This window comes from Actibacterium sp. XHP0104 (assembly GCF_025751515.1).
Taxonomy (GTDB): domain Bacteria; phylum Pseudomonadota; class Alphaproteobacteria; order Rhodobacterales; family Rhodobacteraceae; genus Actibacterium_D.
Window position 1 is genome coordinate 58,770 of the sequence record NZ_JAOWLE010000008.1, and the last position, 16,609, is coordinate 75,378.

Annotated in this window: 14 protein-coding genes; 5 read left to right on the forward strand and 9 right to left on the reverse strand. The window is 62.9% G+C overall.

Annotated features, from left to right (window positions below; all coding sequences use genetic code 11):
* Positions 1-7 precede the first annotated feature (7 nt).
* A complete protein-coding gene (gene ccoN / locus OE856_RS12370) occupies positions 8-1,606 on the reverse strand; it encodes a cytochrome-c oxidase, cbb3-type subunit I (protein ID WP_263716439.1) in 1,599 nt (532 codons plus the stop codon).
* Positions 1,607-1,798: 192 nt separating this feature from the next.
* Between ccoN and OE856_RS12375 the strand changes: the two genes are divergently transcribed.
* Positions 1,799-2,638: a universal stress protein gene (locus tag OE856_RS12375; protein WP_263716440.1), complete on the forward strand. Its 840-nt coding sequence runs from the start codon at positions 1,799-1,801 to the stop codon at positions 2,636-2,638.
* A 3-nt stretch (positions 2,639-2,641) separates the two neighbouring features.
* On the opposite strand, the gene fnrL is transcribed toward OE856_RS12375, so the two are convergent.
* Positions 2,642-3,388 (reverse strand): transcriptional regulator FnrL, encoded by a 747-nt coding sequence (gene fnrL, locus OE856_RS12380; protein ID WP_263716441.1) that lies wholly within the window; start codon positions 3,386-3,388, stop codon positions 2,642-2,644.
* 61 nt (positions 3,389-3,449) lie between these two features.
* Between fnrL and hemN the strand changes: the two genes are divergently transcribed.
* Positions 3,450-4,805 (forward strand): oxygen-independent coproporphyrinogen III oxidase, encoded by a 1,356-nt coding sequence (hemN, locus tag OE856_RS12385; protein ID WP_263716442.1) that lies wholly within the window; start codon positions 3,450-3,452, stop codon positions 4,803-4,805.
* Between the two features lie 145 nt (positions 4,806-4,950).
* On the opposite strand, the gene OE856_RS12390 is transcribed toward hemN, so the two are convergent.
* The 5 genes from OE856_RS12390 to OE856_RS12410 form a co-directional block, all read right to left on the reverse strand.
* Positions 4,951-6,540: an ABC transporter ATP-binding protein gene (locus tag OE856_RS12390; protein WP_263716443.1), complete on the reverse strand. Its 1,590-nt coding sequence runs from the start codon at positions 6,538-6,540 to the stop codon at positions 4,951-4,953.
* Positions 6,537-7,646, reverse strand: coding sequence for an ABC transporter permease (locus OE856_RS12395; RefSeq protein WP_263716444.1), 1,110 nt, complete (start codon positions 7,644-7,646; stop codon positions 6,537-6,539). Before OE856_RS12395 ends, OE856_RS12390 begins: the two co-directional genes overlap by 4 nt.
* 2 nt (positions 7,647-7,648) lie before the next feature.
* Positions 7,649-8,800 carry a microcin C ABC transporter permease YejB gene (locus OE856_RS12400; protein ID WP_263716445.1) on the reverse strand — a complete coding sequence of 384 codons (1,152 nt, stop codon included), beginning with the start codon at positions 8,798-8,800 and terminating at the stop codon, positions 7,649-7,651.
* 22 nt (positions 8,801-8,822) lie between these two features.
* Positions 8,823-10,709 (reverse strand): extracellular solute-binding protein, encoded by a 1,887-nt coding sequence (locus OE856_RS12405; protein ID WP_263716446.1) that lies wholly within the window; start codon positions 10,707-10,709, stop codon positions 8,823-8,825.
* A 165-nt stretch (positions 10,710-10,874) separates the two neighbouring features.
* On the reverse strand, positions 10,875-11,399 hold the full coding sequence (locus OE856_RS12410; protein ID WP_263716447.1) for a c-type cytochrome: 525 nt from the start codon (positions 11,397-11,399) through the stop codon (positions 10,875-10,877).
* Between the two features lie 118 nt (positions 11,400-11,517).
* Between OE856_RS12410 and OE856_RS12415 the strand changes: the two genes are divergently transcribed.
* Positions 11,518-12,351, forward strand: a complete 834-nt coding sequence (locus tag OE856_RS12415) for a prephenate dehydratase (protein ID WP_263716511.1) — start codon at positions 11,518-11,520, stop codon at positions 12,349-12,351.
* On the opposite strand, the gene OE856_RS12420 is transcribed toward OE856_RS12415, so the two are convergent.
* Together OE856_RS12420 and nudC are read right to left on the reverse strand one after the other, a co-directional pair.
* Complete coding sequence (locus OE856_RS12420; protein ID WP_263716449.1) at positions 12,348-12,812, reverse strand: SRPBCC family protein; 465 nt, start codon at positions 12,810-12,812, stop codon at positions 12,348-12,350. The two genes, OE856_RS12415 and OE856_RS12420, sit on opposite strands and share 4 nt — an antisense overlap.
* A gap of 37 nt (positions 12,813-12,849) precedes the next feature.
* Entirely contained in the window at positions 12,850-13,809 is a 960-nt protein-coding gene (gene nudC, locus OE856_RS12425; RefSeq protein WP_263716450.1) for an NAD(+) diphosphatase, read from the reverse strand.
* 199 nt (positions 13,810-14,008) lie between these two features.
* On the opposite strand from nudC, the gene OE856_RS12430 reads away from it, so the two are divergent.
* The gene (locus OE856_RS12430; RefSeq protein WP_263716451.1) at positions 14,009-15,952 is read left to right on the forward strand and encodes a bifunctional 2',3'-cyclic-nucleotide 2'-phosphodiesterase/3'-nucleotidase; all 1,944 of its coding nucleotides are present in this window, start codon (positions 14,009-14,011) and stop codon (positions 15,950-15,952) included.
* A 152-nt stretch (positions 15,953-16,104) separates the two neighbouring features.
* Positions 16,105-16,497: a GFA family protein gene (locus tag OE856_RS12435; RefSeq protein WP_263716452.1), complete on the forward strand. Its 393-nt coding sequence runs from the start codon at positions 16,105-16,107 to the stop codon at positions 16,495-16,497.
* Positions 16,498-16,609: the final 112 nt, after the last annotated feature.

The window sequence follows — 16,609 nt, forward strand, 5'->3', positions numbered from 1 at the left end:
TCCTCCCTTATTCAGCGGGAACCGCGTCCGGGGCTTCGGCAGCAGCCGGAACCGAGACGACGGTTTTCCACAGGTTGTAGCACATGATCAGCGCACCAGCGATGAACAGCAGGCCACCCGTACCACGCACCACATACATCGGCAGTTTCGCGGCAACGGTGTCGGCGAACGAGTTCACCAGGAAGCCCTGCGCGTCAACTTCGCGCCACATCAGGCCTTCCATGATACCGGTCACCCACATGGCGGCGGCGTACAGAATGATGCCGATGGTGGCGAGCCAGAAGTGCCAGCTGACCAGGGTCAGGCTATACAGGCGCTCACGGTTCCACAGCTTGGGCACCAGGAAGTACAGCGCGCCAAAGGTGATCATGCCGTTCCAGCCCAGAGCACCCGAGTGCACGTGACCGATCGTCCAGTCCGTGTAGTGCGACAGCGAGTTCACGGCGCGGATCGACATCATCGGACCCTCGAAGGTCGACATGCCGTAGAAGCCGATCGAGATCACCATCATACGGATCACCGGGTCGGTGCGCAGCTTGTCCCAGGCACCCGACAGGGTCATCAGGCCGTTGATCATGCCGCCCCACGAGGGCATCCACAGGATCACCGAGAACACCATGCCCAGCGTACCGGCCCAGTCGGGCAGCGCGGTATAGTGCAGGTGGTGCGGACCAGCCCAGATATACAGGAAGATCAGGGCCCAGAAGTGGATGATCGACAGTTTATACGAATAAACCGGACGTTCGGCCTGCTTCGGCACGAAATAGTACATCATGCCCAGGAAGCCGGCGGTCAGGAAGAAGCCCACGGCGTTGTGGCCGTACCACCACTGGGTCATGGCGTCTTGCACACCGGCAAACACCTGAACCGACTTCGAGCCGAAGATCGACACCGGAACCGACAGGTTGTTGACCACGTGCAGCATGGCAACCGTGACGATGAACGCCAGGTAGAACCAGTTGGCGACGTAGATGTGCTTTTCTTTACGCTTGATGATCGTGCCCAGGAACACGGCCAGGTAAACCACCCAGACGACGGTCAGCCACAGGTCGACATACCATTCCGGCTCAGCATATTCCTTCGACTGGGTCGCGCCCAGCAGATAGCCGGTTGCCGCCAGCACGATGACCAGCTGATAACCCCAGAACACGAACCAGCCGGCATTGCCGCCCCACAGCCGCGTGGCCGAGGTTCGCTGCACCACGTAGAACGAGGTGGCGATCAGCGCGTTGCCGCCAAAGGCGAAAATCACGGCCGAGGTGTGCAGCGGACGCAGGCGGCCAAAGTTGGCATAGCCCTGTGCCCATTCAAAGTTCAGGCTCGGAAACGCCAGCTGGAACGCGATGAACGTCCCTGCGGCAAAGCCGACCACGCCCCAAAGGGCGGTTGCGATCACACCGGCCCGGACGACGCCGTCCATGTAACCGGAAGTATCTACAGTTTTCTCGTTCCCAGCAGTGCGGACCGTATAGATAAACATGCCGGCAGCGGCCAGCATAACGGTCAGAGCATTCACCAGGTAGGCAATGTCACGGGCGTAGTTCGCGGCAATCGCGGCAAGAACCGCAATCACGCCGAACACGACCATCTTTGCATAATCCCACATCGTGCGTCCCTTCGTCATTCCCGACCGCGATTCGTCGCGGCTCGGGCTACTTTTCCACGAATGCGGTATGGCCGCGAGAGGAGTCTCGAACCTTGATCCATATCAAGGCGCGCGCCGATAGGCGGGCGATGCTGCTGAAAGCGCTACGAAAGTCGCACAAGCGACACAAGAACTGCGCAACAGGAGGTAAAGATGGCCTACAAGACCATTCTCACGGTCGTTACGGATGCGGATCTGACCCAATCGGCCCTGGACGCCGCCATCGCGATGGCCAATCGCGAAGACGCGCATCTCGACGTGCTGTGCCTGGGGCTCGACCGCACCCAAACCGGATACTATTTCGCTGGCGCCAATGCGGTGTTGCTGCAGGAAACCCTGCAGCGCGCCCAGCATGACGCCACTCGAATCGAAGAGGCCGTGCGCAAGCGCATGTCGGGCGAGACCATGCGCTGGGCCAGCGAAACCGCCGTGGCCCAGATCACCGCCCTGTCCCCGCTGATCGCCGGCTGGGCACGATTCGCGGATCTGGTGATTCTGCCCAAACCCTATGGCCCCAACCTGGGCATCGAACATGAAACCATCGTCGAGGCCGCCCTGTTCGACGGCCAGGTGCCCGTGATGATCGCCCCGCACGGCGTCGATCTGGCGCGCACCGGCAATCGCATCGCCGTGGCCTGGAACCAAAGCGCCGAGGCCATGACCGCGATCCGCGCCGCCCTGCCCCTGCTGGCGGCGGCCGATCTGGTCGACATCACCGTGATCGACCCGCCCCAGCACGGCCCCGACCGGTCAGACCCCGGCGGGCTGCTGTCACAGATGCTGGGCCGCCACGGCGCCCGCACCGAGATCACGGTGCTGGCCAAGACCATGCCGCGGATCTCGGATGTTCTGTTGCGGCACGTGGCCGACATGAATGCCGATATGGTGGTGATGGGCGCCTATGGTCACTCGCGCTTCCGCGAGGCGATCCTGGGCGGAGCGACCCGCAACATGCTGGAAAGCGCCACCGTTCCGGTGCTGCTGGCGCATTAGGGCCTAGACGAAAACGCCGCCGTCCGTGTCGTCGCCGGTCTCATCAAGAAGGCGCTCCATGTCGGGCACCGTCACGTGGCGCTTGCCTTCCAGCTCGATCACGCCGTCGCGTTTCAGCGCGCTGATCTGGCGGCTGACCGTTTCCAGGGTCAGCCCCAGGTAATCGGCCATGGCCTCGCGCGTCAGCGGCAGATCGAACACGATCTTGCCCGATGCGGCCGACAGTTTCAGCGTCGCATCGCGGCGGGCAATGATGGCCAGCAGGCTGGCAATCTTTTCGCGCGCCGTCTTGCGGCCCAAAAGCAGCATCCACTCGCGCGCGGCATCCAGCTCGTCCAGGGTCATCTCAAGCAGACGCTGGCCGATATGCGGCGTGCGCGACATCAGCTCTTCGAACGGTTTCTTGCGGAAACAGCACATCGTCAGACGCGTCGTCGCAACGACATTGTAGGCGGCAGTGTCGCGCCCCGGACGCCCGGCAAAATCCGACGGCAGCAACAGACCCACCATCTGGGTGCGCCCGTCCTCCATCGTCTGGGTCAGGGTCGCGATGCCCTCAACCACGGAGGCCACGAAATCCATCCGGTCGCCGGCCCAGATCACCGTCTGACCGGCCTCGAAGCTGCGGTAGTATTTCATGCCTTCCAGCGACTGCAGCTCGTCCGCATCACAGCGCGCGCAGACAGCCCTGTGGCGAATGGGGCAATTACTGCACTCGACATGCGAGAAAGCGTGATCTTGAGCAGCCATGGAGGACTCGTTTTTGATTTCGATCAATGTTTGGCCCGTGGCCATAGCTACACCTAGGCGAATGAACACCGAATCGCAACTCACCCGGCTAGGACTGTTCGACGCCCGGGTGCCACGGTATACCAGTTATCCCACGGCACCACATTTTTCCGCGTCGGTCAACGAAGGCCACTTTACCGACTGGATCCAGGCCATCCCCGGTGGGTCGCAGATTTCCCTTTATATTCATGTGCCTTTCTGCCGTCGGCTGTGCTGGTTCTGCGCCTGCCGCACCCAGGGTACACGCACCAATTCGCCCGTTCAGGCCTATGTCGAAACGCTTAAGGCCGAGTTGGCCCTGCTGCGCCGGCACCTGCCGCGGAGCGTCACCTTGTCGCGGCTGCATTGGGGGGGCGGAACCCCCACCCTGCTGACACCCGACATGATGCGCGACCTGACCGATTCCATCTTCGATGTGGTGCAACTGGGCGAAAATGCCGAATTCTCGGTAGAAATCGACCCCAACGAGATCGACGGAGACCGCCTTGACGTGCTGGCGGCGGCGGGCATGAACCGCGCCTCGATCGGGGTGCAGGACTTTGACCCGCAGATCCAGGAAGTCATCGGCCGCATCCAAAGCTACGACCTGACCCGCCAGGCCGCCGACATGATCCGCGAGCGTGGCATCATCAGCCTGAACGCCGACATCCTGTTCGGCCTGCCGCACCAGTCGCGCGAACGCATCACCGAAAGCGTGCAGAAACTGCTGTCTCTGACCCCCGACCGGGTCGCGCTTTACGGCTACGCCCATGTGCCCTGGATGGCCAAGCGCCAGCAGATGCTGCCCTCGGACGCGCTGCCCACCCCCGAGGAACGGCTGCAACTCTTTGAAACCGCCCGCCGGCTGTTCCTGTGGGACGACTACCGCGAGATCGGCATCGACCACTTCGCCCGCCCCGGCGACGGGCTAGAGGTCGCCCAACGCACCGGTCGCCTGCGCCGCAACTTCCAGGGCTATACCGACGATACCGCCGATGTGCTGATCGGTCTGGGCGCCTCGTCGATCTCGCGCTTCCCGCAAGGCTTTGCGCAGAACCTGTCCTCGACCTCGGAATATACCGGCCGCGTGCGCGAAGGCCGCTTTGCCACCGGGCGCGGTCACATCTTTACCCCCGACGACAAGCTGCGCTCGCGCATGATCGAGGCACTGATGTGCGACTTCCGCATCGACGCCGCCGAAATGAAATCCAGCTTCGGCATCACCGATGCTCAGCTCGACGCCTTGTTCCGCCCGATCAAGGACACGTTCGGCGACATGGTCGAACTTAGCCAAGACGGCCTCTTCGTCCCGCAAAAGGGCCGCCCCCTAACGCGGATAATCGCCCGCGGGTTTGACGCCTACGACCTCAGCAAGGCCGGCCACAGCTCGGCCATCTAGGCGCCTTGGGGCTCTGCCCCAAACCCCGGGATATTTATGCGAAAAAGAAGGGCATTCTTCTTTGTTGAAATATCCCCGCCGGAGGCACCCTGAGCGGCGCAGCCGCGAGGCATAACTTGTGCGCCGCCAGGCGCGCACCGCCAGATCACCCTTGCCCGAATGCCGCCTGCATCAGCGTGCGGGTATAGTCGGAACGCGGCGCGTCGAAAATCGTGGCACTGTCGCCCGCCTCGACGATATCGCCCTGCTTCATCACGATCACCTTGTGTGACAAGGCGCGCACAACCTTCAGGTCGTGGCTGATGAACAGATAGGCCAGCCCATAGCGCCGCTGCAAATCGCGCAACAGATCGACGATCTGCACCTGCACGGTCATGTCCAGCGCCGAGGTCGGCTCGTCCAGCACCAGCAGCTTGGGCCGCAGGATCATCGCTCGGGCGATGGCGATGCGCTGGCGTTGCCCGCCGGAAAACTCATGCGGATAGCGGTGCATCATCTCGGGGCGCAGGCCGACCTCGGTCAGGATGTCGGCCACCATCTGGCGGCGGTCCTGCCCCGGTTCCAGCCCATGCACGCCCAGTCCTTCGGCGACGATCTGTTCGATGGTCATACGCGGGCTGAGTGATCCGTAGGGGTCCTGGAACACGATCTGCATGTCGCGCCGCAGCGGCCGCAGCTGTTTCGAGCTGCGCCCTTGGATATCCTCGCCCAGATAGCGAATGCCCCCCTGCGACGAGATCAGCCGCATGATCGCCAGCGCCAGCGTGGTCTTACCCGACCCCGACTCCCCCACGATGCCCAGCGTTTCACCGGCGCGCACGTCGATCGAGGCGTCGTTCACCGCCTTGACGTGCCCCACCGTGCGGCGCATCAGCCCGCGCTGGATCGGGAACCAGACGCGCAGGGCGTTGGTTTCGACGATCACCGGCGCCTCTGCCGGTACCGGGTCGGGGCGGCCGGTGGGCTCGGCCCCCAGCAGTTTGCGGGTATAGGGATGCTGTGGGTTGGCGAAAATCTCGGCCGTGGCGCCGGTTTCGACAATCTCGCCGTCCTTCATCACGCAGACCCGGTCGGCAATGCGGCGCACGATGCCAAGGTCATGGGTGATGAACAGCAGGCTCATATCCTCGGATGTCTTCAGATCCGCCAAGAGGTCCAGGATCTGCGCCTGAATGGTCACGTCCAGCGCGGTGGTCGGCTCGTCCGCGATCAACAGATCCGGCCCGTTGGCCAGCGCCATGGCGATCATCACGCGCTGGCGCTGCCCGCCCGACAGCTGGTGCGGATAGGCGTTCAGCCGGGTTTCGGGGTCGCGGATGCCGACCTTGATCAACAGTTCGATGATCCGCGCGCGCACCGCGTCGCCGGTCAGCCCCTGATGCAACTCGATACTCTCGCGCAGCTGTTTTTCCAGCGTGTGCAGCGGGTTGAGCGAGGTCATCGGCTCCTGAAAGATGAAACTGATGTCATTGCCGCGCACCTTGCGCAGCAGGGCCTTGTCGGCCCCGACCATCTGTTGGCCCTCATAGGTAATCGACCCGGTGATCGTCGCGCTTTCGGGCAGCAGGGATACCGACGACAGCGCCGTCACCGACTTGCCCGACCCGGATTCGCCCACCAGCGCCACTGTCTCGCCACGCGTGACGGTGAATGACACATCCCGCACCGCCGGGTGATCCTTGCCGTCCTGCCGGAAACTGACCGACAGGTTCTTGACCTCCAGCACGCCGCTCATTGGAACGTCTTTCTGGGATCGAACGCGTCGCGCACGCCCTCAAAGATGAACACCAGCAGCGACAGCATCAGCGCAAAGGTGAAAAACGCCGTAAAGGCCAGCCAGGGCGCCTGAAGGTTCTGTTTCGCCTGCAAGGTCAGCTCGCCCAGCGAGGGGGCCGACGACGGCAAGCCAAAGCCCAGGAAATCAAGCGCGGCCAGCGAGCCGATCGTGCCGGTGATGATAAAGGGCAGCATGGTCAGCGTCGCCACCATGGCGTTGGGCAGCATGTGGCGGAACATGATCTTGGCATTGCTGACGCCCAACGCGCGGGCGGCGCGCACATATTCGAAATTGCGCGCGCGCAGGAACTCGGCCCGCACCACGCCCACCAATGACGGCCAGCCAAACAGCGCCATCAGGAACACCAGCAACCAGAAACTGCGCCCCAGGATCGCGAAGAGGATAATGATGATGTAAAGCTGCGGGGTCGAGGACCAGATCTCGATCACGCGCTGAAAGATCAGATCGACCCAGCCGCCGAAATAGCCCTGCACCGCCCCGGCGACAATGCCGATGACCGAGGCGATCGAGGTCACGATCAGCGTGAACAGGATCGACAGGCGAAACCCGTAAATCACCCGCGCCAGAACATCGCGTGCCGTATCGTCGGTGCCCAGCCAGTGATCGGCATCGGGCGCCGAAGGCGCGGTGCCGCCGATATCGTTGACGGTGGAATAGCTATAGGGAATGGGCGGCCAGATCAGGCTGCCCTTTTCAATCGCCTCGCCGGCAATCTCGCCATCGGCGGCATCCTCGATCAGGCCTTCGGGGTCATCCCAGCACTCTTCCAGCCCGCCGGTCACAATCAGGCATTGCACCTCGATATCGCGATAGACGGCCTCGGTTCGCAGATCGCCGCCGAACGCGGTTTCGGGATAGAAATTATAGATCGGCACGAAGGTCTCGCCGCGATAGCGCACCAATATCGGCTTGTCGTTGGCCAGAACCTCGGCAAACAGCGACAGGCCGAACAGCACCGTGAAAATGATCAGCGACCACAGGGCGCGGCGGTTGCGCTTGAAGTTGCGCCAGCGGCGTTGGTTGAGCGGCGAGAGGGTGAACATGGTCACGTCTCCCGGCTTTCAAAGTCGATACGCGGATCGACAAAGACATACATGAGGTCAGACAGGATGCCGACCAGCAGGCCGATTAGGCCAAAGACGTAAAGCGTGCCGAACACGATCGGGTAATCGCGCGCCACGGCGGCCTCGAACCCCAGACGGCCCAAGCCATCCAGCGAAAAGATCGTCTCGATGATGATCGAGGCGCCGAAGAACACGCTGATGAAAAGCCCAGGAAAACCCGCGATCACGATCAGCATGGCGTTGCGGAAGACATGGCCGTAGAGAACGCGGCTTTCGCTCAACCCCTTGGCACGGGCGGTGATGACGTATTGTTTCTTGATCTCGTCGAGGAACGAGTTCTTGGTCAGCAGCGTCAGCGTGGCAAAGCTGCTGATCGTGCTGGCCAGAACCGGCAGGGCGATGTGCCAGAAATAATCGGCGATCTTGCCCAGCGTCGACAGGTCGTCGAACCCGTCAGACGTCAGCCCTCGCAACGGGAACCATTTGAAATACGACCCGCCCGCGAACAGCACCAGCAACAGCACCGCGAACAGAAAGCCCGGTATCGCATAGGCCACGATGATCGCGCCCGAGGTCCAAGTGTCGAAACTTGACCCGTCCTTGACCGCCTTGCGGATGCCCAGCGGGATCGAGATCAGATAGGCGATCAGCGTCGACCACAGGCCCAGCGTGATCGAGACCGGCATCTTCTCCATCACCAGGTCAATGACCGAGATCGACCGGAAATAGCTCTCGCCGAAATCGAACCGCAGATAGTTGCCCATCATGATGCCAAAGCGTTCGACCACGCCGATGGCCTCTTTGGTGCATTCGGGCGCGTCCAGCGTGGCCTCGCCCACATAACCCGCGGCGCAGGTGATCCGGGCAAAGCCCATCTCGATTTCAAGCTTGTCCAGAAACTCGGGCGGCAGGCCGCGCGCGCCGGCATAGCGTTCATCACCGCCGCCGATGCTTTCGCCCACGTCACCGCCCCCGGCGATGCCCTGGAACACGTCGCCCTCACCCTGCACCTGCGCGATGATCTGTTCGATCGGACCACCCGGCACGAATTGGGTCAGAAAGAAGTTGATGACCATGATCCCCACCAACGTGGGGATGATCAGCAATATCCGCCTGAGAATATAGGCGCCCATACCTGTTGCTCTGCCCTGTTATTCAGAAGGCGCCGTCGGCCTTCAGCTTTTCTGCTTTCTCGGCGTTATACCACCAGAAGTCCAGATGACCCAGATCATATGGCGGCAACGGATCGGGATGTTCATACATGTCGTAATAGGCCACCGTATGCGTGGCCTTGTACCATTGCGGCACCCAGAACATCTCGGCCCGCAGCACCCGGTCCAGCGCGCGCACGGCGGTTTTCATCTGCTCCTCAGACTCGGCAGCCATCACCGCGTCGATCAGGCGATCAACCGCCTCGTTCTTGAGCCCCATCTTGTTAAAGGTCGAGCTGTCGGCCGTTTCCGACCCGAAGAACTGGCGCAGCTCGCTGCCGGGAACGTACCCGGTCTGCATAAAGGTCGTCACCACGTCGAAATCATAGGCCGGCGGGCGCTCGCGGTTCTCGGCCTCGGCATTGTCGACGCGCACGTGCACGGCATCGACACCCAGACGGCGCAGGTTTTCGACATAGGGGTTGATGACGCGGTCAAAGGTCTGGCTGTCGTTCAGAAACTCGATCCGCAGGGTTTCGCCGGCCGCATTGCGGCGCATCCCGTCATTGCCGACATTGTCCCAGCCCGCCTCGTCCAGCAGGGTGCTGGCGCGGCGCAGGTTCTTGCGGTCAAGCTGACGTTCGCCCGAGACCGGCGCCAAGGCGGCGGGCTGATCCAGCACGCCCGGCGGCAGCAGATCGGCCAGCGGCTCTAGCAGCGCCAGCTCGTCGGCGCCCGGAAGGCCCTCGGCCGCCATGTCGGTGTTTTCCCAGAACGAGTTAACCCTCTGATAAATACCGTAAAACAGCGTTTCGTTCGACCATTCGAAATTGAACATCAGGCCGATCGCCTCGCGCACGCGGCGATCCTGGAACTGGTCGCGTCGCAGGTTCAGCGCAAAGGCCTGACCCGTGGCCTTTGACCCGTCAGGCAGCGCAACCCGCTTGACGAACCCGCTTTGCACGGCAGGAAACTCGTACCCCGTGGCCCAGATTTTCGACGAGGCCTCGTTACGGAACGTATAGCTGCCGCCTTTGAACCCCTCGAAGGCCGCGTTGTAATCGGCGTAATATTCGATGCGCAGGCTGGCAAAATTGCTGCGGCCCCGGTTGATCGGCAGATCGGCGCCCCAATAATCGGGGTCATAGGTGTAGACCACCGTCTTGCCCACATCCATCCGGCCCAGAACGTAAGCGCCAGACCCCAATAGCGGCTCTAGCGAGTTCGCCTCGAAATCGCGGTTGTTGGCGATGTAATGCGCCTTGGAAAACACCGGAATGCCGCCCACATCCATCGGCAGATCGCGGGTGGGAATGCCGGCGGCAAAGTTGAACTTGATCGTGTGCGGGTCGATCACTTCGACGCTTTCGACCTTTTTCGCCAGTTCGGTCCGAAAGCTGCTCAGCCCCTTCTCCTTGAAGGTCTGATAGGAAAACTCGACATCCTCGGCCGTCAGCGGCGTGCCGTCGGAAAATTTTGCCTCGGGGCGCAGGTGAAAGATCACCCAGCTGCGATCCTCGGGGTATTCCAGGCTTTCGCACAGCAGGCAGTAGCCCGACCCGATCTCGTCAGCGGTGCCGGTCAGCAGAGATTCGAAAAACACGGTCGACAGCCCCGCCGCGCGGCCCTTGATCGTGTAGGGATGCATCGAATCGAACGACCCGAACGCCCAGATCGAAATCTCGCCGCCCTTTGGCGCGTCGGGATTGACGTAATCCAGATGCGGAAAATCGGGGCCGTATTTCAGGTTGCCAAAGGTCGAGATGCCATGCGCGCGGATCACTTCGCCCTCGGCCCATGCCGGGCCGGACAACGCCGCCAGACCTGCTGCCAAAAGGCTGGCCCCCATCATCCGTCTGACCGGGCTGGCCACCTGGGCGGGTCGTGTCATGCGCTATCCTCCTCTGACTGCTTCCCCTGAAACGGGTTTGCCTTTGCCAAAGCTAAGGGGGGGATCGGGGGGCGACAAGTTGAGATTCCGTGATCGCCCCACCCGCGCAAGAAAAAGGGCCGCCCTGAACAAGGCGGCCCCGAATTCGTCAGATCGTTGTGGCGATCAGCCGCCCAGCGATGCCAGATAGGCCACCAGGTTGGCGCGGTCTTCTGCCTTGGGCAGGCCCGAGAACGACATCTTGGTGCCGGGGGCGAAACCCTTGGGGTTTTCCAGGAAACCGTCCAGGTTCTCTGCGGTCCAGACATCGGCCACAGCAACCAGCGCACCCGAATAACCGAACCCGGCAACCGAACCGACAGCGCGGTCAACCACACCGTTCAGGTAGGGGCCAGTGCTGTTCGAACCGTCCACCTTGTGGCAGGCCTTGCATTTCGAAAAGGCCTTCTCGCCTTTCGCCACATCGGCGGCGGCCAGCAGCTCTTCAAAGGAAACTTCTTCTTCGGCTTCGGCGGCATGGCCACCGTCATCTGCGGTTGCGATCACATAGCCGCCATGGGCGCCTTCGCCTTCGCCGTGACCACCACCGGTGTGATACAGGGCCTCAGCCGCCCAGCCACCCAGAAGGAAGATCAGCAGGGCGCCGCAAAATCCGCCCACGATTTTAGTCAGAGTCATTGTGTCGAACATGACGCGCTCCCGTGCACTCCCGTTTCGCCGGGTATCTATCCGCTTCCATCGCCATCATGCAAGGTGTAGTTACCGCCAACAGGTGTGAAACAGTGAAGAAAAGCACATGAGCGACCAAATTCCAGGGCGAATTGCATTCCAGGGCGAGCCCGGCGCCTATTCTCATCAGGCCTGTCGCGAGGCATTCCCGGCGATGGAGGCCCTGCCCTGCCGCACCTTCGAAGACGTCATCGAATCCGTCCGAAAGGGCGAGGCCGACCTGGCGATGCTGCCGGTCGAGAACACCACCTATGGCCGTGTTGCCGACATTCACCGCCTGCTGCCCGACTCGGGGCTGCATATCGTCGACGAGGCCTTTGTGCGGGTGCATATCAACCTGTTGGGGGTCAAGGGATCGCAACTGGGCGATGTCAGGAACGCGCAAAGCCACACCGTGCTGCTGGGCCAATGCCGCGCCTTTCTGCGTGAACACGGCATTCACCCGATCACCGGCGCCGACACGGCGGGCTCGGCCCTGCATGTGGCCGAACTGGGCGACAAGAGCCTGGGCGCGCTGGCCTCTGAACTGGCGGGCGAGATCTATGGCCTGGACGTGCTGGCCCGCCATATCGAGGATCACGACAACAACACCACCCGCTTCCTTGTGATGGCGCGCGAGCCGGATCTCAAACGCCGGGGCAGCTCGGGCATGATGACCAGTTTCGTGTTCCGCGTGCGCAACATCCCCGCCGCGCTTTACAAGGCGATGGGCGGGTTCGCCACGAATGGGGTGAACATGACCAAGCTGGAAAGCTATATGGTCGACGGGTCATTCTCGGCCACGCAGTTCTATGCCGATATCGAGGGTCACCCCGATGATCGCAACGTGCAGCTGGCGATGGAAGAGCTGGATTACTTCACCTCGCATATCAAGCTGCTGGGCGTCTACCCGGCCGATCCGCGCCGCCACTAGGCCGCGCCCAGCCGCGCCTCGAGATCTTCGGAAAACCGCGCGACGCCGCGCTTGAACTTGCGGTTCAGTGACGCCTTGGCCAGTCGCAGCGACTGGATGAACAGCCGCGCCGTCAGCGAGTTCGGCTTCATCTCCAGCGCGATCGACATGCGGGTCTGGCGCGGCGACAGCTGCACCAGTTCGATATCCATCTGCCCGCTCAGCCCCATGATCACCCAGCCCAGCACCAGGTGCTCGGGCGTGTCGAACCGGTCGATCCGGGTAGACAGCTTGCGGGTCTTGCCGCGATAGGGCACCCGGCACTGCCATTCGGTGCCAACACCGCCTGTGCCGGGCCCGTCGCTGCGCATCACCTCGATGCCACGCCGCATGGCGGCGCGTTCGAAGGTCTCGAAATCGGTCAGCGCCATGAACACCTGCTCAATCGGTGCCGCGATATCCTCTTTGGACGAAAATTTCATCTGGTCCGCCGTTCACCTGCCCCACCCGATTTATGCGTCATGCCAGCCGATCCGCAAGCCAGTTCTCTAGCAAAAACCCGGCAATCGCACCCCGGCGCGGGCGGCGGATCAGCGGGTGCTCGTCTGCAAAGACCCGCAGCATCTCTTCGCGGCTGATCCACAGCGCATCATCCAGCTCGTGCGGATCAAGCGTGATCTCGCGGCCCAGCGCCACGCCCGAACAGCCCAGCATCAATGACGCCGGAAACGGCCAGGGCTGCGAGGCCAGATAGCGCACCTCGCCCACCTGCACGCCGGTTTCCTCGGCCACCTCGCGCCGCACCGCGGCCTCGATGGTCTCGCCCGGCTCGACAAAGCCCGCCAACAGCGAATACATCCCCTCTGGCCAGCCGGGCGAGCGCCCGACAAGAACGGAATTTCCGTGCGTTATCAGCATGATCACCACGGGATCAGTGCGCGGAAAGTGATGCGCGCCGCAGGTGGCGCAGGTGCTGTGCCAGCCCGCCATCGACAGGGCCGAGCGCCCGCCGCAGCAGGAACAAAACCCGTGGCTGCGGTGCCAGCCCAAAATGGCCTTGGCCGTGGCGGCCAGCTCGGCATCGCGGGGCGACAGGCGCGCCATCACCCGGCGCAGCTCGGCGAAACATGTGTCATCGGGCAGGTCGGGATGCCGCTGTTCGGACAGATCGACGAAACTGTCATGCCCCTCGGCCAGGTCTTCGGGCTGCCAGTCGGACATGTCGACGGCGAACCACACGGCCCCATCGGCACGCCCCAGCAACACCGCCCGCGCCTGCCGAGCGGCGACCACCGGATGGGACCCCGGCACATGGCCCAAAGCATCCAGATCTTCGCCCCGGATCAGCGGCTTGCCCCGCCACAGCGGAACCACACGGGCCTCGGGCCAGGCCACCGCCAGCGCATCGGCATCGCCGCGCATTTCCGCCGCCCGATCAATGCCCGCGCCCCCGAAAGTCACCGTTTCTGCCAGCCGCATCGCGCCCTCCGTTTCAATCCGCCCAAGCCTCTTTGCGACGTCGCGTGCATAAGCTTGAAAAATACAACTTTGGGCTGTATCTCAGGCGGAAACCCGGTCTAAAAGGTGTCATTGTCACACTGTCGTTGCCCTATCACGGCACCCTTTGCGCGACCAGAACACAAACAGGCGCAAAATGATACGACACCGGGCACTGACCATGAATCGCCGTCAGATGATTGCCGGCACAGTTGCGGGGACGTCGTTGATCGCGTTGCATCCATTCTCGGCCCGGGCCAGCGCCAACCAGGCGCATCTGCGGATCATGGAGACCACCGACCTGCACGTGCATGTCTACCCTTACGACTATTACGCCGACAAACCGGTCGACACGGCCGGGCTGGCCCGCACCGCCACCCATATCGACAGCATCCGCGCCGAATCTCATAACAGCCTGCTGGTCGACAACGGCGATTTCCTGCAAGGCAACCCGATGGGCGATTACGTCGCCTATGAACGCGGCCTGCGCGAGGGCGACATTCACCCCGTCATCGCCGCGATGAACGCCGTGGGGTTTGATGCCGCAACCCTGGGCAATCACGAATTCAACTACGGGCTTGATTTCCTGCTCAAGGCGCTGGCCGGGGCGAATTTCCCGGTGGTTTCGGCCAATGTGCTGCGCCATGCCGGGGCCGACCCGACACGCGACAAGACCCTGGTGCCGCCCTATGTGATCCTCGACCGCCAGATTGCCGACGGCCAGGGCAACAGCCACCCGATCCGCATCGGGCTGATCGGCTTTGCCCCGCCGCAGATCATGACCTGGGATCGCCGCCACCTCGAAGGTCGGGTCGAAACCCGCGACATCCTGCAAACCGCCCGCGCCTGGATTCCGCAGATCCGCGAACAGGGTGCCGACCTGATCATCGCTCTGTCGCATTCGGGCATCGGCGGCGCCCAGCATAGCGACGGCATGGAAAACGCCAGCGTGCCCCTTGCCGCCCTCGACGGCATCGACGCGGTGATGACCGGGCACAGCCACCTGGTTTTTCCCTCGCCCAGCTTTCAGGGCATGGCCGGGGTCGATGCCGAGGCGGGCACGCTGCACGGCAAGCCGGCCACGATGGGCGGGTTCTGGGGCTCTCATCTGGGTGTGATCGACCTGCTGCTGGAACGCGAGGCCGGCGAATGGCGCGTTCTGGGCCACAGCGCCGAGGCCCGCCCGATCTACGAGCGCAACGATACCGGCACCATCACCGCGCTGGTCGACAGCGACACCAAGGTGCTGAACGCCGTCGCGCGCGACCACAGCGAAACCCTGTCCTATATCCGGCGCCCCGTGGGCCGCACCGCCACCCCGCTGCACAGCTATTTCGCCCTGGTCGCCGACGACCCGTCGCTTGCGCTGATCAATGCCGCGCAGCAATGGCATGTGCGCCAGATGATGCCCGACAGCCCGCACCCGATCCTTTCGGCCGCGGCCCCGTTCAAGGCCGGCGGGCGCGGCGGGCCGGATTACTATACCGACATCCCGGCGGGGGACCTGGCCATTCGCAACGTGGCCGATCTCTATCTCTTTCCCAACACGCTGCGCGCCGTGCGCATCACCGGCGCCCAGCTGCGCGGCTGGCTGGAACGCAGCGCCGGGCTGTTTCACCAGGTCACGCCCGGGCAGCCCGACCAGCCGCTGATCCATCCCGATTTTCCCAGCTACAATTTCGACGTGATCAACGGCATCCGCTATGAAATCGACCTGGCCCAGCCCAGCCGGTTCGACCGGATCAGCGGCAAGCTGACCAACCCCGAGGCCTGGCGCATCACCGCGCTGACCCATCTGGGCAAACCCGTGCAAGACGATGATATCTTCCTGGTCGCCACCAACAACTACCGCGCCGGCGGTGGCGGGAACTTCGCCGGCGCCGATGGCACCACCGTCGCGCTGGAAACCACGGTCACCAACCGCGACATCATCGTGCGCTATATCGCCGATCAGGGCACCGTGCGCGCCGCGCCTCAGGCCAACTGGCGCCTCGCCCCGCTGCCCGGCACGTCTGTCCTGTTCGAAACCGGCCCCGGCGCGGTCCGCTTTGCCGATACCATCCCCGGCCTCAGCCCCGCCGGCCCGGCACCGCAGGGCTTTCACAGCTATCGCCTGGCGCTGTAAGCGTCCCTTTCGCTCCGGTTTCTACGGCGCATCACCGGCCAACACCTTGGGCCGAGGCAATCTGTGCCCCCTCTGGCAGAACGTTCTTGAGCATTGCGCCACGCCAAATGTTCCCTTAATGTTCCAATAGGTGGCAAGATGGGAGAGCGGTCATGATCGACGGAAGCTGTTATTGCGGGGCCGTAAAGTTTCGACTGGCGTCAGAGCCCACCACGATGGGAACCTGTCATTGTTCCCGCTGCCGCAAGGCCGGGGCCAGCACCATCGTTTTTGTCAAAAAGGAAGATCTCGTCTGGGTGCAAGGAAAAGAAGAGGTTGCGCTGTACCAGCCGGAACCGCCCTACAAATACGGCAGGTGCTTTTGCAAAATTTGTGGCACCTCTCTCGGGGAAATCCTGTCTCAAGAAAACAGCTTCCCGATCGCCGCAAATGCGCTCGACACCGCAATGGGTCTCAGAAACCAGTTTCACGAATCCGTTTCCGACAAGCCGGGTTGGTATGAGATATGCGACGATGCACCCCAATCCCCAGGCCACCCGTCTTAAGGTCCACCTGCCCAGGCCAAACTACGGCGGCTTGGTCCTGCATCCTTCCAGTGCGCAGCCAACTCGGTGACCGGCGGCAATTTTCATACCGATGCGCCGCCGCGCTCAGATC

Bases quoted from the DNA above. Each gene is read 5' to 3' on its own strand.
- fnrL (WP_263716441.1), bottom strand. From the start codon at position 3,388: ATGGCTGCTCAAGATCACGCTTTCTCGCATGTCGAGTGCAGTAATTGC.
- OE856_RS12405 (WP_263716446.1), bottom strand. From the start codon at position 10,709: ATGACACGACCCGCCCAGGTGGCCAGCCCGGTCAGACGGATGATGGGG.
- OE856_RS12390 (WP_263716443.1), bottom strand. From the start codon at position 6,540: ATGAGCGGCGTGCTGGAGGTCAAGAACCTGTCGGTCAGTTTCCGGCAG.
- OE856_RS12395 (WP_263716444.1), bottom strand. From the start codon at position 7,646: ATGTTCACCCTCTCGCCGCTCAACCAACGCCGCTGGCGCAACTTCAAG.
- OE856_RS12410 (WP_263716447.1), bottom strand. From the start codon at position 11,399: ATGTTCGACACAATGACTCTGACTAAAATCGTGGGCGGATTTTGCGGC.
- hemN (WP_263716442.1), top strand. From the start codon at position 3,450: ATGAACACCGAATCGCAACTCACCCGGCTAGGACTGTTCGACGCCCGG.
- OE856_RS12430 (WP_263716451.1), top strand. From the start codon at position 14,009: ATGAATCGCCGTCAGATGATTGCCGGCACAGTTGCGGGGACGTCGTTG.
- OE856_RS12375 (WP_263716440.1), top strand. From the start codon at position 1,799: ATGGCCTACAAGACCATTCTCACGGTCGTTACGGATGCGGATCTGACC.
- OE856_RS12400 (WP_263716445.1), bottom strand. From the start codon at position 8,800: ATGGGCGCCTATATTCTCAGGCGGATATTGCTGATCATCCCCACGTTG.
- nudC (WP_263716450.1), bottom strand. From the start codon at position 13,809: ATGCGGCTGGCAGAAACGGTGACTTTCGGGGGCGCGGGCATTGATCGG.
- ccoN (WP_263716439.1), bottom strand. From the start codon at position 1,606: ATGTGGGATTATGCAAAGATGGTCGTGTTCGGCGTGATTGCGGTTCTT.
- OE856_RS12420 (WP_263716449.1), bottom strand. From the start codon at position 12,812: ATGAAATTTTCGTCCAAAGAGGATATCGCGGCACCGATTGAGCAGGTG.
- OE856_RS12435 (WP_263716452.1), top strand. From the start codon at position 16,105: ATGATCGACGGAAGCTGTTATTGCGGGGCCGTAAAGTTTCGACTGGCG.